This is a genomic window from Leptolyngbya sp. PL-A3 (assembly GCF_039962325.1).
Classification (GTDB): domain Bacteria; phylum Cyanobacteriota; class Cyanobacteriia; order Elainellales; family Elainellaceae; genus Vacuolonema.
Genome location: NZ_JAMPLB010000045.1, coordinates 13,553 through 36,125, shown reverse-complemented (window position 1 = coordinate 36,125; position 22,573 = coordinate 13,553). Strand labels below are relative to the sequence as shown.

Genomic DNA, 22,573 nt, shown 5'->3' with positions numbered 1-22,573 from the left:
GCAATTCTTTTGGAGTGGCAGAGGCGAATATTCCGCCCAAGAGTTAAGTATGATGGGCACCATTCACCCGCAATACTTCCCCCGTAATATAGCGACTGGCAATGGGTGAGAGTAGAAAAGCGACGGCCCAGGCAATTTCTTCCGGTTGTCCAAATCGACCGAGAGGAATTTCAGCCAAAATTCGCTCTTTTACCTTGTCAGGGATTGCCTGCACCATTTCGGTTTCAATGAAGCCAGGGGAAACGGCATTAACCCGTACCCCATAGCGAGCTGCTTCTCGCGCCAGAGATTTCGTTAATCCGATAAGGGCAGATTTAGAGGCCGAGTAGTTTGTTTGTCCCAGATTTCCTCGTTCTCCAGAAATAGAGGTGATGGATACCAGAGAACCTTCACCCTGTTCATAGAGTTTAGGAATAATGGGTGAAAAGGTGTGATAAACACCTTTCAAATTCGTGTCAATTACTGTATCCCAGTCATCACTAGTGATTTTGTGAAAGAGGCGATCGCACGTTACTCCTGCATTGGCGACAACGCCATAAATCATGCCTAACTTCTGCTCAACCTGTTCAATAACCATCTCCATGGCTGTTTTATCGGTAACATCTGCCTGTACCGCAAAGGCTTCTATTTCAGGATGAGGTTCGTTGCGATAGGTATAAGCAACTTTTGCCCCTAAGCTCTGTAATAGATGGACGATCGCTGCTCCAATGCCCCGGTTTCCGCCGGTTACCAGGATGACTTTGTCTTCTAAACCTAAGAATTTCATTCTGCAAACACCCTTGCATCTAAATAACTAATGATGGTTTAAAGCCGCTCAACGGCGATTGCAGTTCCGCCACCCGTACCATGACAGACGGCAGCTAATCCCATGCTTTCTCCCCGCTGTTGCAGCGCGTTCAACAAGGTCACAATAATCCGCGCACCGGAGGCCCCGATGGGATGACCAAGGGCGATCGCGCCGCCATAGACATTCAACTTCTCATGGGGAATGCCTAGCTTTTGGTGAAACAAAACACTGCTCAAAGCAAAGGCTTCATTGTTCTCGAACAGGTCAAAGTCATAGATTCGCAAATTGAGTTTTTCGAGCAGCTTGTTGACAGCCAGGATGGGCACTTCTGGAAACCGCCACGCTTCTCCCCCTACCCAGGCGCCACTAATAAATCGGGCGATGGGCTTCAGGCCATACCGTTCCACCGCTGTACGACTGGCTAACACCAGAGCCGCTGCGCCATCAGAGATCTGACTGCTATTGCCTGCGGTAAATACGCCATCCTCCTGAAAGGCCGGTTTCAGTTTTGCCAGACTGTCCAGAGTTGTTTCAGTACGAATGCCTTCATCCTGGTCAATCACCTGAGTTCCTTTTTTACTCGTTACCGTAACGGGTGTGATCTCAGATTGAAACCAGCCTTGTTCGGTGGCGATCGCTGCTCGCTGTTGCGAGTTGTACGCCACTTCATCCAAATCTGCCCGTGTGACCCCATAGGCAGCGGCAAGACGTTCTGCCTGAGTACCCATGCCTTCGGCAGTTGTGGGATCGGTGAGGCCGTCGTAGAGCAGAATATCTGTGACAGGTTCTGGCGTTCCCATCAAGGTCTTGTACCCCCAACGGGCACGATGGGAGAGGAAAAAGCCGGCCTGAGACATTGATTCCATGCCCCCAGCCAACACAATTTCTGCATCTCCTGACCGAATAGCGGTCGCGGCATTAATCACGCTCATCATGCCTGATGAGCAGACCATATCAACGGCATAGCCATTGACGGTGTTAGGAATTCCTGTCTTAAAGGCCGCCTGACGCGGCAGAGATTGTCCATGTCCTGCCCGCAACACATTACCCAGGATGTAGAGATCGAGGGCTTCTTTAGGAACTCCGGCCTGCTTCAGGGCTGACTCCATCGCGATCGCCCCCAATTCCACTGGAGAGAATTCGGCTAAAGCTCCTCCAAACCGACCCAGAGGTGTCCGTACGGCTGAAACAATGTAGGCTTCTTGCATTCACATTTACCCTGCTGTTGTTGAATGATTTGGGATACAGTTGCCCTGGAAACGGGCTAGATTGTGAATAGATAAAGCCTGTCTGTTGTAAGTATTAAACAGACGTTTAGCAAACACGAGAATTTTAGGAGATAAGGGGGTTAGTCCCCCTTTAGGAGCTATGGAAATTGGAGCGAGCGACTGATATTCTTAAATGCTTTGACTACCCCAATTTGATTATTTTCAGTGTGAACATTTCTCCTATTCCAACTCATAATTCCTATCGAGAAGGATTGCTGAACATGGGTTGCTATTCTAATATGAGGGTGAACGCCGGATGACCTTTATCCTTAGAATAAGGAGCTATCTTTATGAATTGGTATACCAGTGCCAGCCAATTTCTGGATCAGGTTACGGAAGCACAAAGACAGTTTTTTCAAGGAGCTACCTCTAACATTCCAGGTATGTCAGGCTTCAATAATGAAAGTATGCGGAAAAACCTTGACGACAGCCTGAGTTTCCAAGAAAAAATTGTGAATGATACTTTGGCATTTCAGGAGAACTTAGCTCGATTAACCCTTGAAACTCAGAAGCAATTTTGGCAAAATTACTTCTCAATGTTGCGGAATAAGTAAGCGCAATTACTTATCTCTAAAAAGCCTCCAGGAAATCTTCTTGGAGGGTTTTTTAATGCAGCCTCTTCAAGAATAACTTGATAAATTTCCTCCTTTTGTTTTAATTTTTGCTAATACTCACGACTAAATACTAAAGCGTTGGTTTTCCCCAACCATCTATCGAATGAAGGAGTTTAACCGGGCATAACGTCGATAATCTCATTTCGATCTTTGAGCCAATCAGCGATCGCCCTCGGTAAATCCTTCTGCACTTTACTACTCACATAAATTCCGATATGCCCTGTTGAAAAAGACCGTATTGTGTAATCTTGGCTACCAATATAATGTTCAAGTGCTTTAGAAGATTGAGGTGGAACCAGATGATCATATTCCGCACAAATATTAAAAACAGGAATATGAATATCTCGTAAGTTAATAATCTGTCCTCCCACTTCAAATTTTCCCTGAATCAATTTGTTCTCTTGAAATAGATCTTTAATGAACTGTCGATAGGCTTCTCCCGGCTGATCTGGGCTATCAAAAATCCACTTTTCCATGCGTAAAAAGTTCAATAGTTTGTCTTCATCCTCTGCCATATCCCACAGGTTCAGATACTTCTCAAACCCAAGCTGAAATGGTTTGAGCATGATGAATTCAGAATTCAGAAATTCACCGGGAATATTGCCAAATGCATCAACTAATAAATCCACATCAAAAGCCTGTGTGCCCAGAGTGGAACCGCCCCAGAGGTTCAAAAGACCCCCTCCCACATGAAAATCGACGGGGGTAACCATGGTGATTAATGTTTTGACTTTCTGAGGATGTAGAGCGCTATAACATAGACTAAAAGTACCCCCTTGGCAGATGCCTAACAGGTTGATTCGATCGCATTTCAGGCGATCGCACAGTACATCCACACAGTTTTTTAAATAGCCATTAATGTAATCATCCAGGGTTAACCAGCGATCAGCACGACTTGCATATCCCCAATCAATCAGGTAAACATCAAGACCTAGTTTGAGAAGATTCGCCACAAGCGATCGCCCTTCCTGGAGATCCACAATATAAGGACGGTTCACTAAGGCATAAACAATCAATAGGGGGATTCTTTGAGAAGGCTCCGTTTCTGGAACATAGCGGTACAATGTAACCTTATCTTCCTGATAGATAACTTCCTTCGGAGTCACTCCAATCTGAATATCCTCCTCCGCTACATTTCCGAATGCTTGAAAGCCCTTGAGTATTCTTGCAAAATTAGCCTGAGTCACCGGATTTTCCATTAATTCATGACTTGTAAAAACTCATTACTCAACGACTAAGGGTGTTTTAAAGCTGGTTAAAGGGTTATTATCTATAGACTTTAGAAACGGGAAAACAACCTTTAACCTTTATCGCTGTGCTTAATCTGAGCGGGGTTCTATGAAGGCTTGCTTGAGTTGTTTCATCTCCTTGCGTAGCTCATAAATATTGCGATGAATTTCATCTATCTCACTGCGTGTAGGGAGGTCATTCCATTTGAGAATGACATCGAGCACTTGCTGCTGCTGCTTTTTCAAGGTGGCAGCAGCCGTTAAATACTGTCCCCGTATCTGGAGGGCATCGTCGGATTGAAACGTTTGAGCAAACTTGCGATCGAACGATTGGCTCCACACAGATAGCCATTGTTGCCAGTGCTGCATCATTTGTGGGTTGATGGATGCTGCCCCTTCTTTACCTAGGGCGAGCATCTGCAAAAACTCCTCAGCGGTTTTGATCCAAACCTCCAGGAGAACCCGTTGATAATTAAAACTCGCCTGCTGCCAATGAAACCAGGCTTCCACGCTCTGCCATAGTTGGTAGCTCAGTTCACGGCTATCACCCAATTCCGGGTGCTGGAAAAAGGGAATCATCGAGAACCTTCCCGTAGCCCTTGCGTGAGGGTAAAGATGGCAGCAACCCCGGCAACTGCCCCCCATTTCAGCACTGGGTTCTTATCCACCCAATCCAGGATGCTTGGCACCACCATGTTGCTGTAATCCCCATCAATGCGAGTTTGATCCGGCACCGGTTCGTACAAGTTATTGGGATCATGCTCTGATTTGGGATCGTCAGAGCGTTGGAGCGGAAAACCAATCTGAAGCAGAATAGCATCCACCAGTGCAGGCGAGAGCCGCTGCAACGCATCAATCACTCTGGCTGCATCCCCCACAAGAAAATCGCGGGTGGGATGGGTGGCGGTATACAGCACCGCATCCGCGACCAGGCGGGGATCGTAATAGGGTGGAATCCCGGCAGGCTTAACGCCCAGGCGAGTCATGCTGTTATTCCAGAAGGGGGTGTTGATTACCGCAGGGCGAATGCTGGTAACACTGATAGGTATCTTCTCATGTTGCAACTCCACCCGCAGCGCTTCCAAAAAGCCTTCAATACCATGTTTGGCTGCTCCATAGGCGCTTTGTAGGGGAAGCGATCGCCTTCCCTCAATGGAAGACATGTGGATGAGTGCCCCGCGGCCTTCCCGCTTCAGATGGGGCAGGGCAGCCATGGCTCCATACGCTTGCCCCAGCAAGTCTACTTCAATAATGCGCTTGAATTCTTCCGGTGTAATTTGATCGAAGGGGGCAAACAAACCTGTTCCAGGAATATGCACCCAGGTATCAATCCGCCCGTAAGTGGCAACGGCTTTATCGGCGATCGCGTTTACCTGATTAAAATCCGTCACCTCTGCGATGGTAGGAGTTATTTCTCCTTGCAGGCTGCGAGCTTCATCTACCAGCGAAGCCAACTTTGCTTCATTACGACCCGAGGCCATCACTTTGGCTCCCTCGGTGGCAAACTGAAGAGCCACTGCACGTCCAATTCCACTTGTTGCACCAACAACTACGACGACTTGATCCCGAATTGGCTTCAATTGCATGAATGCGGCTCCTATCTTCTTGCCCGAAGACTAACAATAGATCTGATGTAAGACTTCTATCTGATGAAGGATCTACAGAAATAGAGCTTTCTTTTAGAGCCTTATGCTATGGGTGCTGGTCAAATACGGGATGGAGTGCTACTCGTCTAAAGTTATGTTTAGCAAGCTGAGCGTTTGATAAACAGCAATTCTCAGTATGGGCATCAAAGCCAAGAGTTCACGCCCGTAGGGCGTGAACTCTTGGCTTTGATGCCCGAAAACCGCGCGCCTTTGGCGCGCGGTTTTCGGGCCTGATTTCAAAATGGGAATTGCTGTTTGATAAAGCTACCTACCCAGGATCATTTTTTAGTGCATGAAGCGCACAGAACAGTGACTCTGGGTAAAACAAGTCTGAGATAGGTGGTTAGAACCGATCAAAAACATCGGTTTTCTGGATTTCATTTAAGGCTTAAACCGCTAGAGTATAAGTATTGGTGTAGAACACCTTAGCGTTGCATTGTGTGCGAATAAAGCATTGCGATCTTACTCAACGAAGTCATGCTTTAATAATCCCGCTACACCGTGAAGAGAGCTAAAAAAGCTACACAAAAGTAAGTTTTCAGTTTTTCTTTACTGTCATTCGTTGCGTTATTCTTCAACCATGCACAACACTAACGACCTCCAAAGGCTTTTGGAGATCTTGCCTCACGATATCCAGCAACGCTTAGAACAACATCCGCAGCGTGATGTCCTGGTGGAGGTCGTGCTGGATTTGGGCCGGTTGCCAGAGGCCCGTTTCCCAGGGCAGGCCGAGTACCTGTCTCAAGACGCGGTGACCCATGAACAATTGCAGTATTGCATTGAGCGTGTGGGACACTTTGGAGCTGACAATCGGGCTGGCATTGAACAAACTCTGCATCGCATCAGCGCCATTCGGAATCGCCAGGGGCAGGTCATTGGCTTAACCTGCCGGGTTGGCCGCGCTATTTTGGGCACGATCGCCATGATCCGTGATCTGGTTGAAACTGGCCAATCCATTCTCATGTTGGGTCGCCCCGGAGTCGGTAAAACAACTGCCTTGCGTGAGATTGCACGAGTGCTAGCCGATGACCTTAACAAACGTGTGGTCATTATTGATTCCTCCAACGAGATTGCAGGAGATGGCGATATTCCGCACCCGGCGATCGGGCGAGCTCGACGGATGCAGGTAGCGCACCCCGAACTGCAACACCAGGTGATGATTGAGGCTGTGGAAAACCACATGCCTGAAGTCATCGTGATCGATGAAATTGGGACGGAACTGGAAGCCTTAGCCGCACGGACGATCGCCGAACGAGGTGTACAACTGGTTGGTACGGCTCACGGAAACCAGTTGGAGAACCTGATCAAAAACCCAACACTTTCGGACTTGGTAGGTGGTATTCAGTCTGTCACTCTGGGTGATGATGAAGCCCGGCGACGTGGTTCTCAAAAGAGCGTGCTGGAGCGCAAAGCACCCCCAACCTTTGAGATTGCTGTCGAAATGCAAGAGCGACAGACGTGGACGGTACATGAAAGTGTGGCCGACACCGTTGATCGCCTCCTGCGAGGACAACAACCGAATCTACAAACGAGAAGCATTAATGAGCAGGGGCACGTCACCATTATGCGGGAAGTACCAAAGGTACCCCTGGAGCGGCGTCCTCAAACGGCTCAAACAACACCATTCTCAGCCAACCGGCCTCAACCACCCAAACGAGTTCTGCAATTTCCTCAGCATGGAGAAGTCGAGTTCCTGACGGAACGGCAGAGCCCAACGTTACCATCTGCTTCCCCTGAGCGTTGGGATGATTGGGAGAGGGAAGCAATTCCGCCTGCTCAAGATACGGGAGAGCGAGGATTGGCAATCTATCCCTATCAAATGAGCCGTAATCTGGTTCAACAAGTGATCGCCCAATTGAACCTACCTGTCCGTATTGTTGGTGGGGTAGAACGAGCTGATGCTATCCTCACCCTGAGAGCAAACCTGCGGAAACATCATAATCTGCGGAGTATGGCCGAGGGGTTTGGGGTGCCGATTTATGCCGTCAAGGCCAATACCATTGCTCAGATTGCGAATACCTTGCAGCAAGCATTGGGAATGGAAACCCAAGAGACCCACTCGTATGACCGAGTAGGGGATGTGGTTGAAGGGGGCGGTGATGGAGAGAATGAGTTAGATGCCCTTGAAGAAGCTCGGCTGGCTGTTGAACAGGTCGTGATTCCGAAGGGGCAACCTGTGGAGTTGTTGCCGCGATCGCCCCGGGTTCGGGCCATGCAGCACGAGCTGATTGAGCGCTATCGCCTCAAATCCAGTAGCTTTGGCACCGAACCGAACTGTCGCCTGAGAATTTATCCAGCTTAAGAATTGATCAGCAATTCTCATTTTGAAATCAGGCCCGAGAACCGCGCGCCTTTGGCGCGCGGTTCTCGGGCATCAAAGCCAAGAGTTCACGCCCGTAGGGCGTGAACTCTTGGCTTTGATGCCCATACTGAGAATTGCTGAGAATTGATCGGTGAAGTAGCGCAGTAGGGTAATATCCCTACTGCGCTTTATTTTGCGTTTGAGTGCCGTATGTTGTGCAGCGCTCAAAAACGTTCTTGATCTGGCTCCTTGGGTCTGTACATTACATCGCACCTATCAAGATTGGTGGCCTGCCAAAGCCCTTGTAGTAAACGACGAGAGCCTGCTTTAGGGGTCGTTTTTTCCAGCCTCTGCTGCAGCCTGATCTGCCGCTTTGGTATAGCGCCGAAAGTTTTGTACCGATTGATGGCGGGTTAGCGTCATTGCGTGATGAGGATTCATCCCTCTCAGAACCAAGTTTGTTGCAAAGGTGTGCCGGAAATGATGAGCGTGGAAGTTAATCCCAGTTTGCTCGGCAATCTGATCAATGAACTTCCGAACCCCGTCATACCCGAGACGCTGTCCGCCATTCCGGCGCGAGTAGGAAATGAATAAAGGAGACTCCGGAGCCAGGGTTTCTCCACTGTCTCGTCGCCATTGGAGATAAAGGTCTAGATCTTTTTTTCCTTGAGGAGCTAAAGGGACAAATCCTTTGCTATCTGCTTTTGCTTCGCGGATTCTCAAGCGCTGTCCGTCATAATCATCCAAGTTTAATGCACATACCTCCTCGGCTCGGAGCCCATGCAGCAGTACAGAAATTAGAGCCATGTTACGTTCAGGCAGAGAACTGAGCGCGACTGCGTCATATATTTGGGCAACCTCATCATGGGTTAGGTTCTGGGCTGCAGGCTCTTTTAGCTTGGGCAACTGGACTTCTACGGTAGGGTCAACCGTCACGTAGCCCGATCGCACCATCCACCCATAAAAGTTTTTCAGCGTTCCCAAAATACGCCGAACGGTTGCATCGGATAGTACGCGCCGTCCGGATTGAGTGTCATCTCGCAGCAGATACCCCTTGAATTGGGCAATGCTGCGAGGGGTAATGTCTGCCCACCCCTTATCGGTCCAGTTCAGAAAATATTGCAAGTCTTGCCGATAAGCCTTCTGGCTCTTAGGGGCCAGCGATCGCGCCTGTAAAAATTCATCTACCCGTAGCTTTCTCAACTGATCGGGTTGAAGTGACTGGCTAGGATGAACTTCCCCTGCCCCCGGAACAGTCTGAAGGGGAAGGATAATCGGATCGGGAACGGACTTGCGACGATTCATACGGCGATCGATAAGCAATAGTACAAAGATAGACGCAAATCTTGTGCCTATCCCCGAACCCTCATTTTTCGCGCGAAACGACGAAAAATAAGGGTTCGAAAATTGGTTTTAGAACGGTGCCAGGCATGAGTAGAGTTTTCGGTCAAATCGAGCGATCGCGAGTCAGCAGTTCTCATTATGAGCTTCAAAGCCAAGATTGCGCGCCCGACGGGCGCGCAATCTTGGCTTTGAAGCCCGAAGACCGCTTGCCTTCGGCAAGCGGTCTTCGGGCCTAATTCCATACTGAGAATTGCTGATCGCGAGTGCAAAGGATAGTCACCCGGTCGTATTTCTATCCTCAACGTGGCTTCAGAGAACTATTATCCGGAATATGATGGATCTCAGACGAGTTTATACTTTAGGTTGATAAAGAGGGTTATAATGACGGCAGCCTAAACCTTTGGCGTCCTTAATGGCTTTATGAGGATTGCGTTTTGAGCGTGATGGGCTGGCGTCGCAGGAGAGGGCAGTTACTTGAGGGGCGATCACTCGTTGCTTGAAGGGGTAGAGCTGCGTTCTAGAAAGGGTTGATGGCTAAAGCGTTACCGGAAAAATGTCGCAAGTGTGCCATGCTGCCGGCTCAACAAGCACAGGCTTTGCATGGGGCTGATGGGGATGGGTGTTGGAATCCATCTGTTTGTTATAGTCGGCGATCTTATGCGCGGCATCGCGATCGCATCAATCAAACCCGCAACCGTAAGCGGAAGGAACAAGAACCAGAGCACATTACAGTTCCATTTGAGCCGTTGAGCCAATTGGTGTTTGGGGTGCTGGTGGTGTATCGCGAGGTAGGAGCCGATACGCCTGTGCATGCGATCGCCGCTGAAATTTGGCAAGGACAAGAGAAGGTTGCGATCGTACCTCCCGTCCACTGCGCGGGAATGGTACCCAGCCAAGTGCATACTTATGTGGGCAAGATGCTGAGCATGTTGGAGCAGCGCTACGGAGTTCGGAAGTTTGCGAGCCAAATTCGTTTGGATCCAGGGGGATGCCCTCTTCGGCCCTGCCCGTTGAAGGTGGAGGTGTAGGAATGGGGCCGGTGGAGCAGCTGGAGTTGCCTCTATGGGAGGTGCTGAGGGAAGCAGCGATCGCCCCGGATGACGCTGATGTGCGGCAACTGCTCAATGTGCTGGAAGAATCGTTGGCTGACTTGGATACGGTTGGGCAGTTACAGGTAGCCGCAGAGGCGATCGCCCAAATTGTGCAAGTGTTTCAAGATCGCTCTATATTGGCGTTTGAAGAATTGGAGGCGACCGCAAGCGACGATGGACCGACCATGCCTGAAGACGCGTTCGATCGCTACGTGCGACAGACGATGGAAGTAGATTTTGATCAATTCATCGAACCATTGGAAAGCTTGCCTCGAAAGTTGCCAGAACGTCGGGCGGACTCGCTTGAAGCTGTTTCTATCGTCGGTGGATTGGACCAATCAGCTCTCCTGCAAGCATTGGATGAGCAGATGAAAGAGCATCCCGAGTGGACAGAGGTGGAGGCGTTTAATCAGGCGTTGGCGATCGCCCATGATGAAGATGTGTCTAGTTGGGTGGAGGCGATCGGCCAATGGATGGGAAAAAAACAGATTGAGATGATTCCTCTCGTGCAGCTTCAGCAGGCCATTGGGATGCCACTGATTCAACTATGGTTGGCATTGCTGTTGGGGGGATTTGCGATCGAGCAAAGGGGAGAATTCTATGAAACCCAGCAAGTCTGGGTGTTAGGGCAGTTTCGGTAAACTTCTTGTGAAGAAGGTGCGTTAAAGCTGGCTGCGGGGTAAAAGTTTTTAGGAAAATATCGGAGAGAATTCTCAAGGAGTTGATTTTTTGCGCGCAGTGTACAAAAAATTAACTTCTCGAGAATTCTCCAAATTAGTAAATTCCTTCTGAGGTGCCTTTGCGAATTCCTAATCGATCTTAATTTTGTATTGTGGCAACGTTGATAACGTTGGTTACGTTATTGCTTCCAAATTTACCCCTGTACCTCTCGCATCATCAAATGTAATGGATCATTACTACTCAGCAACGCTTAACACCCCGATTCAGTATGACCTCAATCCGGAAGGAGGCTCTAATCCGGGAAACATTATTGATGTCAACGGTACGCTCTATTTCACGGCGACCAATAGCAATAATGTGAACGAACTGTGGAAGGTTGACCCCACGATAGGAGAACCAGTCCGTGTTAGAGAAATAGCTACAGGCGAGTTCTTCCCCCGTTTCGCCAACGTCAACGGTACACTCTATTTCACGGTTTATAACTCCGAAGGAGCAGGAGTCGCTGAATTGTGGAAAGTGGAACCCACAACGGGTAATCCAGTTCGTGTGGCAGAGCTTTTATCGGGTAATGATGCGTCGTTTGCCCCTGCTTTAACTAATGTTAACGGTACGCTTTACTTCACGGATGGAAATAGCAGCAGTGGCAGAGAACTGTGGAGAATTAACCCAACAACGGGCAACTCAGAACTCATCGATGTTGAACCGGGCGATCGCCCCTCCAACCCCGAAAGCCTAACCTCGATTAACGGTATCCTTTACTTCACGGCTGAAACCAGCGATCGTGGCAGGCAGTTGTGGAGGATTAATCCAACGACGGGTAATCCAGAATTCATCGAACTTGAACCCGTTAGTAGTGGATCGAGTCCCTGGAATCTGACCAACATTAACGACACGCTCTACTTCACCGCTTATACAAGCGGTAATGGCAATGAACTGTGGAGGATTGACCCCACGACAGGCAATCCTGTTCTACTCGAAATTGAATCGGGTCCTGCTTCATCGAATCCTGATTCCCTAGCCAATCGCAATGGTACGCTCTATTTCACAGCAACCACTAGCAGTCATGCTAAAGAATTATGGAGGATTGACCCGAGCGTAAGGATACCCATACGACTGACAAATACTACATTTGATAATGTCCAGTTTGATATCCAGGAACTGACGGAGATCAATCGTACGCTGAATTCACCCGTACAGATCAGTCGGACAATTTATTTTCCGATGCAGTTCATTAGTGGCTACGAACTCAGCAAGATTGACTTCAATACGGGCGAATTTGTTGTACTTAACATCGATCCTGACCCTGAATCGTCGCGTCCCTATGAGCTGACTAACGTTAACGGCATACTTTATTTCAGAACCTACACCACCGATAATGGCTTCGAACTCTGGAGAGTTGATCCAGATACAGACAACCCAGTCATGCTTGATATTAAACCGGGTATTGAGTCGTCCTTTCCGAGTCAGTTAACTAATATCAGCGGCACTCTCTACTTCACCGCTGAAGATAGCATTAATGGGAATGAGCTCTGGAGGATTAATCCGGTTACAAGTAATCCAGAATTGGTTGCAGATTTTAATCCTGGATCCAATGGCTCATTCCCATCTATTTTGGGCTACCAGGATGGCAAACTTTATCTCTCTGCTGACAACGGCGTTAACGGACGTGAATTATGGGTTTTGCCACTGACAAACGATACCCCGAACGTGATCACGGGTACGGTCAATGATGATAGCCTTACAGCAACCCCCGAACAGGATCAGATTTTGGCCGATGCAGGTAACGATACCGTAACCTCCACGGTTAGCAATGCCCAGCAAAACGACCTGTTTAACGGGGGAACTGGAGTTGACACTCTCGTGATGTCTGGAGGAAGCGCATCTACCCTTCTCACTCTAAATTTAGGGACAGCCACCAATCAAGTGAGCGGGATACCAGGTTCGGTGATCCAAAACTTTGAAGTGCTTAACTTTGATGGTTTCCAGGGAGCCTTGAATGCCATCGGTAGTGCAGGCAACGACACCATCATTGCTGGGGTCGGTAACGATATTCTCAATGGCAATGATGGTAATGATACCCTGATGGGTAACGCAGGTAATGATGCTTTGGATGGTGGCTTTGGAACCAATCAATTGGTGGGTGGCGCAGGCGATGATACTTACATAATCAGTACGTCAACCAATACCCTTATAGAGGAAGTTGATGGTGGAGTGGATACTGTTGAAGTCGCGATCGCCCACAGCCTAGCCGCCAATATAGAAAACCTAACCCTTACAGGAACAGCGGCTATTGATGGAATAGGTAACACCTTAAATAATCGTTTGAGGGGTAACAGTGCGAACAACAGCCTTCATGGTGGAACGGGTGATGACACATTGATAGGCGGCGTAGGGAATGATAGTTATGGTGTCAATTCCAGCACTGACCGTGTAGTAGAAGCTGTGAACCAGGGAGTTGATACCATCAGATCGAGCATTACCTGGGGGTTAGGAGTGAATGTGGAAAATCTCCTTCTAACCGGTAACGCTGCCATTAATGGCACAGGTAATGCCCTGAGTAACAGGCTGACCGGCAACCGTGGCCGTAATACCCTGGTTGGTGGGGGCGGCAACGATGTGCTGATAGGCAATGCAGGTGCTGATATTCTACTGGGCGGCAATGGCAATGACGTACTGAACCTGGGGGCCGATAAAGCCGTTGACACAGTAGTGTATAACATTGGCCATGGTCGTGATACCGTTAACCAGTTTGCGCGCGGTAGAGGGGGAGACTTACTACAATTCAATGGCATTCGGTCTATTGATGTCGTTACCTCTGGCACGGGCACTCAGTTCCGCCTGGGGGATGAAGTGAAAGGAAACAGTGGATTTGGTACTGGTGCACTGCTGTTAACACTTAAAGGGGTGACTGGATTCACATCTACCAATATCGCTGTCAATGTAGGTGTTGGTACATCAACAATGTTTAATTTCAGTTAGTACCACGGCTGTGCACTGCACATTGCGCTTTACAAGCTTGTACAACACGCACTATATCTACCTGCCCGAATTAGTGTGATGAAGTAATAGAGTCTGTTTTAGAAGTTGTTTTTTCGGGTGCAAAGTACCCGAAAAAACAATCTTTCTAGCGGGCTTTAAAGCACGGTCTAGCAATATCCATGAGGTTGCTGATCAATCATGAGCACCAAAACTCTACTCCCCAACCAGTAGATGCTTCTATCGGGTCGTGGACTGTAGAGCCTAAATGCTCAGTGCAGGTAATTTACTTTTGTGATGATTTACAGTACATTTGAACTATTATTTCTGTGATGGATAGAGACACGGATGACATACCGTAAAGGAAAACGTTACGACAGCATAGATATGTTGCATGAGATTGACAGGGAATTGCTATGCCCGCTCAATGGACGGTAGACCAGGTGTTGGCCCTCGCACCCGATGCAGCCTCCGCAAAAAATGGGCGTGGGTTAGCAACCCGTCAGAAATGGGTTTCTCTGGGTTGTCAGGAATCTGTGGTTTGGGGGGAATGTCGGGGTAGTGGCAAGAATCCTTATCAGACGCAAATTGACCTGAGTGAGCCGGCCTTTCGCTGTAGCTGCCCCAGTCGTAAATTTCCCTGCAAGCATGGTTTAGGGCTGTTTTTGCTACTGGCAGAGCAACCGGAAGAGCTGATTGAAACAGATCCCCCGAGCTGGGTTGCCGATTGGATTGCGAGCCGATCGCAGCGAACCGAAAAGAAGGCAGAAAAGCAGTCCAAACGGCAGGAACAGGCCGCCGATCCCGTTGCCCAGGCAAAGCGAGTCGCAGAACGACAGCGAAAGGTGAGTGCCGGCATTCAGGAGTTGCGCCTGTGGTTGGAAGACCGCGTGCGCCAGGGATTAGCTACGCTGCCCCAGGAGCCTTACGGGATGTGGGATGGAATCGCCGCTCGGATGGTCGATGCTCAGGCTCCCGGTTTGGCACGGCAGTTGCGTGAACTGGCAGGAATTGTTCACTCTGGGGCAAACTGGCACGATCGCGTGTTGGAGCGATTAGGGCGGTTGTATCTTATCATCGAAGGTTTTGAGCGCATTGAAACGCTGCCCACCGCTGTACAGTCAGACCTCCGAACTCAGATTGGCTGGTCGCTGGGTCAAGATGAGGTGCTGGCGGGGCTGGCGCACTCAGACCTGTGGCTTGTCGTTGGGCAACGCACGGAAGAAGAGGAACGGTTGCGATCGCGCCGCACTTGGCTGTATGGAATTACCAGCCAGATGCCTGCCCTATCGCTGGATTTTGCGCATGGGCAGCAGCCATTTGAGCAAAGCCTGATGCCGGGAACGGGGCTAGAAGCAGAGCTAGTGTTTTATCCCAGTGCTTATCCCGTGCGTGCCTTGATGAAAACGCGGCAGGAAGCGGTGATGCTCTCAAAAGCTCCACCGGGTCGTGAGTCGATTGGGGAGGCGATCGCCCATTACAGCAAAGCTTTGGCAACCTGCCCCTGGCTCGAACGGTTTCCGTTGTTGCTGGCAGATGTGACTCCCCGCTGGGAAGCCCAGAGCTGGCTGCTTCAGGATCGACAGGGTGCCGTATTACCCCTTTCCCCCCGCATGGAGCCAAATAAGGGATGGCAACTTCTAGCTCTGAGCGGCGGACAGCCCCTCACCCTGTTTGGTGAGTGGAATGGGGCTTCTCTATCGGTATTCAGCGTTTGGGCGGAGGATGCTTACTATGGCTTCGGCAACTGATTCCACGGATTCTCTCTGGCAGGCCATTGGTTCTGCTGCCTTGTTGGGTACAGGCCGCCAATCGTTTCAAATACCCAATGCCTCTGGCAATTTGGTGCAATGTTTGTCTCAACTGAGCGATCGCCCTCCTGAAGTTGCCCTCCTGTGTGCTGCTGGAATGGTGGCGCTGCATCAGCGGGTTGGCTGGCTTCCTGTAACACAGGCGATCGCTGAAGTTGAGTCCTGTGCATCTACGGATCTACCCCGATGCAGTCCTCACGCGGCCCGCTGTTTACAACGAATTTTGGAAGGGCAGTTCCCACAGCAACTCCCCCAATTATTGGGCGAATGGTTAACGAAGGCCCAAATCAACGGACTGCGTGTGCCTGAAATGCTCTTGCCTGCTTTGATGGATAAAGGGCGATCGCAGCGAGTATTACGCCCCGCCATCTCAGCCGTTTTGGGCCAGCGGGGGCAATGGTTAGCAGCACAAAATCCAGATTGGAGCTATGCGATCGCTCTGGTTGGAGAAGCCGACTGGGAAACGGGGACGCCAGAAGCACGCTTAGCCCTGCTACAAAATTTGCGAGCCAACCATCCCGCTCATGCCAGGGATTTGCTGCAAGCAACCTGGAGTCAGGAAGCAGCGGGCGATCGCACCCAATTCTTAGAAACTTTTCGGGTTGGGTTAAGTCTGGCAGATGAGCCGTTTTTAGAAGTGGCATTAGGCGATCGTCGGAGTAAGGAAGTGAGACGGGTTGCCGCCGATTTGCTGGCAAGCCTGCCTGATTCCCGCCTCAGTCAGGAAATGGCAAACCTCCTCCAGCCTTACATTTTCTTCTCCCCTTCACCTGCCTCGATCAATGTTCAGTTGCCGGATGCCCTAACCCCTGAGTTGATGCAACTCGGAATCGAGGCAAAGCCATCGCGGCTCTCGTCCTTGAAGCTGGGCGAAAAAGCAGGATGGCTTCTGCAAATGATCGCGGCAACACCACTGTCTTTCTGGAATCGATGGGGCATGACTGCTGAAGAACTCGTGGCACTTGCGCAGCAGAGTGAATGGCAAACGGTGTTCTTTCAGGGATGGGCCATTGCCGCGCAACGACAGGGCGATCGCCCCTGGATGATAGCTTTACTCCACGGTGGGATCGTCACGGCCCAATCAGAGCAAAACCCGGTTCTAAATCATGCTCTAGAGCAGTCACAGGCTGCAACGTTGTTCAGGCTCTTATCACCCGATCAACAAAACGCATTTCTGTTGAGCTGGATGCGATCGGGGATAGACGTTATTACCCAGTCCTTCACGATCTCGCTGCTGTCTCAAAGCTCTGATCAATGGAGTGTTGAACTGACACAAACCGTTCTAACTAGTCTGGAACGATACTTTGCTAATACTTCTGATCTCCGCAGTATTGCGTGGGAACTGCGGACTAACTTGCACCAATTCGCCCATTTTATCCCAGTCCAATTTTTACCTGATGTTATGCAATTACAAAATCAAATACCGGCAAATTCACCCTGGCATCACAGCGTAGAAGCGCTTTTGTCGCTAATGCAATTTCGGCGGGAAATGATACGAGCATTTGAGAGAAATGAAAAATAGAAAATCAACAAGATAGCTTTGATAAGCACTCAGTATCGATTCGATTAACAGTTTTATTAATAGTTCACGAACAGTAAGACAACAATTATGGCGACCCAAAACTCAAAATCTAAGAATTCTGATGCACAACCCATGCCCTCCCAATTCGCCCTGCTTCGTGAACATGCTGAACATCAATTTGCCCATGAACTCGATGAACTGGCAAAAGCAGATACTCGCCAACGCCCTCCGAACTGGAAGCTTTCTCCCTGGGCCGTCTGTGTTTATCTGCTGGGTGGCGCTCTAGATAACGGCTTTGAAGTGTCAGCCAAATACATTGGGAATCGCCGCTTGATGGAAGTGGCGATCGCTACCCTGGCAACCGATCGCGCCCTGTTGCTGTATGGTGTTCCGGGAACCGCAAAATCCTGGGTATCAGAGCATTTAGCCGCTGCCATTTCAGGCGATTCGGCCCTATTGATTCAGGGGACGGCAGGCACCAGCGAGGAGGCCATTCGCTACGGCTGGAACTATGCTCGGTTGCTGTCGGATGGCCCCTCCATGGACGCTCTGGTCGCCAGTCCCATGATGCGGGCCATGGCAGATGGCAAGATCGCCCGGGTCGAAGAACTAACGCGCATTCCCTCGGATGTGCAGGATACGTTGATTACCGTTCTGTCGGAAAAAACGCTGCCGATTCCCGAACTGAATATGGAAGTGCAGGCCACGAAGGGATTTAATGTGATTGCAACGGCGAATAACCGCGATCGCGGCGTAAACGAAATTTCCAGTGCCCTAAAACGCCGATTTAATACGGTAATTCTGCCAGTTCCTAAGACAATTGATGAAGAAGTGAGCATTGTGCAGCAACGCGTCACCAGCCTGGGACGCGCCCTGGAACTCCCGGCGGAAGTTCCGGCACTGGAAGAGATTCAGCGTGTCGTCACGATCTTTCGAGAGTTGCGAGAAGGTGTGACGATGGACGGCAAAACAAAACTCAAATCTCCTACAGGAACCCTCAGCCCTGCGGAAGCCATTTCAGTGGTCAATAGCGGGATGTCTCTAGCTGCACATTTCGGGGATGGCTCGCTATCCGCAAGTGATCTAATTTCGGGGTTGGTGGGTGCGATCGTCAAAGATCCTGTTCAGGATCAGGTGGTTTGGAAGGAGTACCTGGAAACGGTGGTGAAAGAACGCGACGGTTGGAAGGATTTGTATCGCGCCAGTCGAGCCATGCTCTAGGCCGTTCTAATGAATTTTTTGTGTGCGAAGCGCACGAAAAAACCACGCTTTCAGGCAGTCTTGAAGCATGCTCTAGGGGCGATCGCACTATGTCAGTTCACGTTTTTGGAATTCGCCATCATGGGCCAGGTTCTGCCCGTAGCCTTTGTCAGGCACTGACGCAACTCCAGCCGGATATGGTGTTGGTGGAAGGCCCACCCGATGCGGAAGCTGTCCTACCTCTGCTGGCTCATCGGCAGATGCGTCCACCTGTAGCACTGCTGATTTACGCTCCGGATGATCTGCAACAGGCGGTTTACTATCCCTTTGCCGTTTTCTCTCCAGAGTGGCAGGCCATTCATTACGCCCTGACTCAGCAAATTCCTGTCCGATTCATGGACTTACCTCAGGCTCACCGATTTGCCCTGCGGATGAAGCATCAAGAACAAGTCGATGATATCGAGGAAGAAAAGACAGAATCATCAAACCCTCCTGCTCAACCCCCAACAGTTGATCACCTATTGCCCAATCCCTATGATGACCCCTTGAGCCTGCTGGCACAGGCAGCTGGATACAGTGATGGAGAACGTTGGTGGGAACATCTGGTTGAACAACGGCAGGATAGCACCCAGTTGTTTACTGCTATTGGGGAAGCAATGACGGCGTTGCGATCGCACATCGAAACTCATTCCCAATCCCCCCGCTCCACTCCCCAATCCTTGCTGGAACCCCACCGGGAAGCCTATATGCGGAAGACCATCCGGGAAGCCACAAAGCAGGGATATCAGAGAATTGCGGTCGTGTGTGGAGCGTGGCATGCTCCCGCCCTGGAAACTCTGCCCCCAGCGAAAGAAGATGCTGCGCTGTTAAAAGGACTGCCCAAAGTCAAAACTGAAGCCACGTGGATTCCCTGGACTCACGGACGGCTAGCGATTAGCAGCGGCTACGGAGCGGGCATTGAGTCACCAGGCTGGTATCAACATTTGTGGGATGAGGGTAGACGTAGACAATCCGCCCAAGGCACAACCCAAAGCACGACCAGTAGTGTCATTCGCTGGATGGCAAAAGTCGCACGATTGCTGAGAAAACAAGATTTGGATGCCTCTTCGGCCAGTGTGATTGAAGCCGTCCGGCTAGCCGAGACGTTAGCCGCTCTGCGCGATCGCCCCCTCCCCGGTCTTACCGAATTCAATGAAGCCACACAAACCGTCTTATGCTTCGGCGATCCGCTGCCCATGCAGTTGATTCACCAGCAGCTCATCGTGGGTGAACGGTTGGGTAAGGTGCCCGCCGAAACGCCCATGATCCCCCTGCAGCAGGATTTGCAGCGGCAGCAAAAACGACTGCGGCTTAAACCGGATGCCGCTCAAACCACGCTAGATCTTGATCTCCGCAAACCTTTAGACCTGGAGCGATCGCACCTATTCCATCGGCTCACCTTGTTGCAAATCGACTGGGGACAGCCGCAGACTACCGGCAACACCAAAGGCACCTTCCGCGAGTCCTGGCGGCTCCAGTGGCAACCGGAGTTTGCGATTCGTCTCATTGAGGTGGGCATCTGGGGCAACACGCTCGAAACGGCAGCAACCGGGTGGACGTGCGATCGCGCTAACAAAGCCAACCTGCCGGAACTGACCCGTCTGATCGATCAAACCCTACTGGCCAATCTCCCCCAGGCGATCGCCCACCTGATGAATCGGCTGGAAGCGGAAGCAGCCCTCGCTAGCGATCTGGCACATCTCATGAATGCCTTACCGCCGCTGGTGAATGTGCTGCGTTACGGCACCGTGCGTCAGTTTGAGACAACCCTCGTCAGCCATGTCGTTGAGGGATTAATTACCCGCGTTTGCATTGGTTTGCCAATCGCCGTTGCCTCCCTGGACGATGATGCTGCAACTCAGATGTATCGGCAGATTGTTGCGGTGAACGGGGCGATCGCCCTGCTTCAGCAAGCCCACCCCTTAGAGCAGTGGCAACAGGTTCTCCTCCAGCTTGCAGACCAGCAAGGGTTACATGGGCTGGTGGCGGGGCGGTGCTGTCGTTTGCTGTTTGATGCAGGGGTGTTCCAGTCAGAAGATGCTGCACGGCGGTTGGGATTGGCCCTCTCGACGGCGATCGAACCGGCTCAGGCTGCTGCCTGGATTGAAGGGTTTCTAACGGGCAGTGGGCTGTTGCTGATTCACAATCCGGCACTCTGGCAGGTGTTAGACGATTGGGTAACGGAGTTATCGAGCGATACGTTTACCGCAATTCTGCCCCTGCTGCGTCGTACCTTTTCAACCTTTGCAGCTCCCGAACGTCGTCAGATGGGGGAGCGCGTGCGGCAGGGAAATTCCCATACCCCGGCGATCGCCCAATCTGGTCGTTTTGATGGCGATCGCGCTGATACTGTTCTCCCACTTCTTGCTCAATTACTGGGGATTGCACCATGACAGAGGCTCCTGAACAAGAAAGACTGCGACGTTGGCGGCTGATCCTCGGGGGTGGAGCTGCCGATGGCATTACAGGTTCAAGTCATGGTACAGGGGATGATGGCTTTAGCTTGGGAGCGTCGGATCAGGCGATCGATCAGACACTGGGTGCGCTTTATGATGGCGATCGCCAGGGTGGACTGGGTGGCTCTTCTCCCAAAGTGGCACGTTGGCTGGGCGATATTCGCACCTACTTTCCAACATCTGTCGTGAAAGTGATGCAGCAGGATGCCTTAGAGCGGCTAAATCTACGGCAGATGCTATTAGAGCCAGAGCTGCTGGAAGCGGTAGAACCCGATGTCCATCTTGTTTCCAATCTGTTGTCCCTGAGTGGCGTGATGCCCGGTAAGACGAAGGAAACGGCTCGAATTGTAGTCAGACGCGTCGTGGAAGACCTGATTCGTAAACTGGAAAATCCGACGCGGCAAGCAATTCTGGGTAGCCTTAACCGCTCGATTCGTAATCGTCGCCCCCGCCATCATGAAATCGATTGGCATCGCACGATTCGTGCCAATCTGAAACACTACCAGCCCCAATACCGCAGCATTATTCCCGAAACGCGCATTGGCTTTGGGCGCAAACGCTCTGCATTGCGAGACATCATTCTCTGTGTCGATCAAAGTGGCTCGATGGCGACATCGGTGGTTTATGCGGGGATTTTCAGTGCTGTGCTGGCATCGCTGCCAGCCGTTCAAACTAAGCTGGTCGTTTTTGATACAGCAGTGGTCGATTTGACCGACCTGCTGCAAGATCCAGTCGAGGTTTTGTTTGGAACACAGCTAGGGGGCGGCACGGATATTAATCAGGCATTAGCGTACTGTCAGGGATTAGTGCGTCAACCGCAAGACACAATTCTGGTGTTGATTAGCGACCTGTATGAAGGAGGCAACTCGGATGAAATGCGAAAGCGTATTAGCGCTCTTGTAGCTTCAGGCATTCAATTCATCACTTTGCTGGCCCTAAATGATGACGGTGCGCCCTGCTATGATCACAGCAACACAAAATTCATGGCGTCTTTGGGGATTCTGGCCTTTGCCTGTACACCCGATCGCTTTCCCGACTTAATGGCAGCCGCGATTAACCGCCAAGATCTCAACCAATGGGTTGCAGCACAGGAAACGAGCTAGGCACGACCATTGTTACAAACAGCCTGTAATATCATGTCGGGTCAAATACCGATAATAAAAAGTGGTGCGACGCTTTGCGCCGCACCACTTTTTATTATCGGTATTTAACCTTACTTGTGATAGCCCGAATATTACATGCATTTCGCGTACCTAATATCCGGTTCCAGCCTCTGGGCAAGATGTAGATTTCCCCAAATGCTTGCCAAAACTGCTGATTCTTGAATGTAGGCCTCGTCTGTCCTCATAAAGGGGTCAGGAGGGATGAGCCTCGCTTTCGTCGCTTTCCTTAGCCGGTGCTTTACCCAAGAGCACTCTCAAAAAATCGTTTGCGACCCATGCAATACCTGATAACAAGAGTACCAGCAGCAGCGGAGCCAGCCCCGCAAATGGGGCGACCACAAACAGTAGTAGCGCCGCTGTTACCAATAATCGAATGACAGAGTTCATAGTCGTTCTCAAATTCACCTTTCTACACGCTAGGTTCTGTTGGCATAAACGACCTCT

17 protein-coding genes are annotated in these 22,573 nt (G+C 50.5%); 10 read left to right on the top strand and 7 right to left on the bottom strand.

Features of this window, described 5'->3' with window-relative positions:
* Positions 1–43: 43 nt before the first annotated feature.
* Positions 44–766: an SDR family oxidoreductase gene (locus tag NDI52_RS24900; RefSeq protein WP_190769911.1), complete on the bottom strand. Its 723-nt coding sequence runs from the start codon at positions 764–766 to the stop codon at positions 44–46.
* 38 nt (positions 767–804) lie between these two features.
* Positions 805–1,995: an acetyl-CoA acetyltransferase PhaA gene (phaA, locus tag NDI52_RS24895; RefSeq protein ID WP_190769912.1), complete on the bottom strand. Its 1,191-nt coding sequence runs from the start codon at positions 1,993–1,995 to the stop codon at positions 805–807.
* Between the two features lie 350 nt (positions 1,996–2,345).
* On the opposite strand from phaA, the gene NDI52_RS24890 reads away from it, so the two are divergent.
* Positions 2,346–2,609, top strand: coding sequence for a hypothetical protein (locus NDI52_RS24890; protein ID WP_190769913.1), 264 nt, complete (start codon positions 2,346–2,348; stop codon positions 2,607–2,609).
* Positions 2,610–2,782: 173 nt separating this feature from the next.
* On the opposite strand, the gene phaC is transcribed toward NDI52_RS24890, so the two are convergent.
* From phaC to NDI52_RS24875, 3 genes are all read right to left on the bottom strand, one after another.
* Complete coding sequence (gene phaC, locus NDI52_RS24885) at positions 2,783–3,856, bottom strand: class III poly(R)-hydroxyalkanoic acid synthase subunit PhaC (protein WP_347279991.1); 1,074 nt, start codon at positions 3,854–3,856, stop codon at positions 2,783–2,785.
* A 132-nt stretch (positions 3,857–3,988) separates the two neighbouring features.
* Positions 3,989–4,477 carry a poly(R)-hydroxyalkanoic acid synthase subunit PhaE gene (locus NDI52_RS24880; RefSeq protein WP_190769915.1) on the bottom strand — a complete coding sequence of 163 codons (489 nt, stop codon included), beginning with the start codon at positions 4,475–4,477 and terminating at the stop codon, positions 3,989–3,991.
* The gene (locus NDI52_RS24875; RefSeq protein ID WP_190769916.1) at positions 4,474–5,484 is read right to left on the bottom strand and encodes an SDR family oxidoreductase; all 1,011 of its coding nucleotides are present in this window, start codon (positions 5,482–5,484) and stop codon (positions 4,474–4,476) included. The genes NDI52_RS24880 and NDI52_RS24875 overlap by 4 nt, the downstream gene beginning before the upstream one ends.
* Positions 5,485–6,124: 640 nt before the next feature.
* On the opposite strand from NDI52_RS24875, the gene NDI52_RS24870 reads away from it, so the two are divergent.
* Positions 6,125–7,846, top strand: a complete 1,722-nt coding sequence (locus tag NDI52_RS24870; RefSeq protein WP_190769917.1) for a R3H domain-containing nucleic acid-binding protein — start codon at positions 6,125–6,127, stop codon at positions 7,844–7,846.
* Positions 7,847–8,173: 327 nt separating this feature from the next.
* On the opposite strand, the gene NDI52_RS24865 is transcribed toward NDI52_RS24870, so the two are convergent.
* A complete protein-coding gene (locus NDI52_RS24865) occupies positions 8,174–9,151 on the bottom strand; it encodes a tyrosine-type recombinase/integrase (RefSeq protein ID WP_190769918.1) in 978 nt (325 codons plus the stop codon).
* A gap of 569 nt (positions 9,152–9,720) precedes the next feature.
* On the opposite strand from NDI52_RS24865, the gene NDI52_RS24860 reads away from it, so the two are divergent.
* The 8 genes from NDI52_RS24860 (at position 9,721) to NDI52_RS24825 (ending at position 22,069) form a co-directional block, all read left to right on the top strand.
* Entirely contained in the window at positions 9,721–10,218 is a 498-nt protein-coding gene (locus NDI52_RS24860) for a hypothetical protein (RefSeq protein WP_190774278.1), read from the top strand.
* Complete coding sequence (locus NDI52_RS24855) at positions 10,179–10,922, top strand: hypothetical protein (RefSeq protein WP_199307559.1); 744 nt, start codon at positions 10,179–10,181, stop codon at positions 10,920–10,922. Before NDI52_RS24860 ends, NDI52_RS24855 begins: the two co-directional genes overlap by 40 nt.
* Positions 10,923–11,187: 265 nt before the next feature.
* Positions 11,188–13,941: a hypothetical protein gene (locus NDI52_RS24850; protein WP_190774279.1), complete on the top strand. Its 2,754-nt coding sequence runs from the start codon at positions 11,188–11,190 to the stop codon at positions 13,939–13,941.
* Between the two features lie 413 nt (positions 13,942–14,354).
* Complete coding sequence (locus NDI52_RS24845) at positions 14,355–15,689, top strand: SWIM zinc finger family protein (protein ID WP_190774280.1); 1,335 nt, start codon at positions 14,355–14,357, stop codon at positions 15,687–15,689.
* Positions 15,673–17,271, top strand: coding sequence for a DUF5691 domain-containing protein (locus NDI52_RS24840; protein WP_190774281.1), 1,599 nt, complete (start codon positions 15,673–15,675; stop codon positions 17,269–17,271). Before NDI52_RS24845 ends, NDI52_RS24840 begins: the two co-directional genes overlap by 17 nt.
* 132 nt (positions 17,272–17,403) lie before the next feature.
* A complete protein-coding gene (locus NDI52_RS24835; RefSeq protein WP_242035564.1) occupies positions 17,404–18,492 on the top strand; it encodes an AAA family ATPase in 1,089 nt (362 codons plus the stop codon).
* A gap of 89 nt (positions 18,493–18,581) precedes the next feature.
* Entirely contained in the window at positions 18,582–20,903 is a 2,322-nt protein-coding gene (locus NDI52_RS24830; RefSeq protein ID WP_190774283.1) for a DUF5682 family protein, read from the top strand.
* A complete protein-coding gene (locus NDI52_RS24825) occupies positions 20,900–22,069 on the top strand; it encodes a VWA domain-containing protein (protein WP_190774284.1) in 1,170 nt (389 codons plus the stop codon). Before NDI52_RS24830 ends, NDI52_RS24825 begins: the two co-directional genes overlap by 4 nt.
* Before the next feature lie 252 nt (positions 22,070–22,321).
* On the opposite strand, the gene NDI52_RS24820 is transcribed toward NDI52_RS24825, so the two are convergent.
* The gene (locus NDI52_RS24820; RefSeq protein WP_190774285.1) at positions 22,322–22,516 is read right to left on the bottom strand and encodes a hypothetical protein; all 195 of its coding nucleotides are present in this window, start codon (positions 22,514–22,516) and stop codon (positions 22,322–22,324) included.
* Between the last annotated feature and the right edge of the window lie 57 nt (positions 22,517–22,573).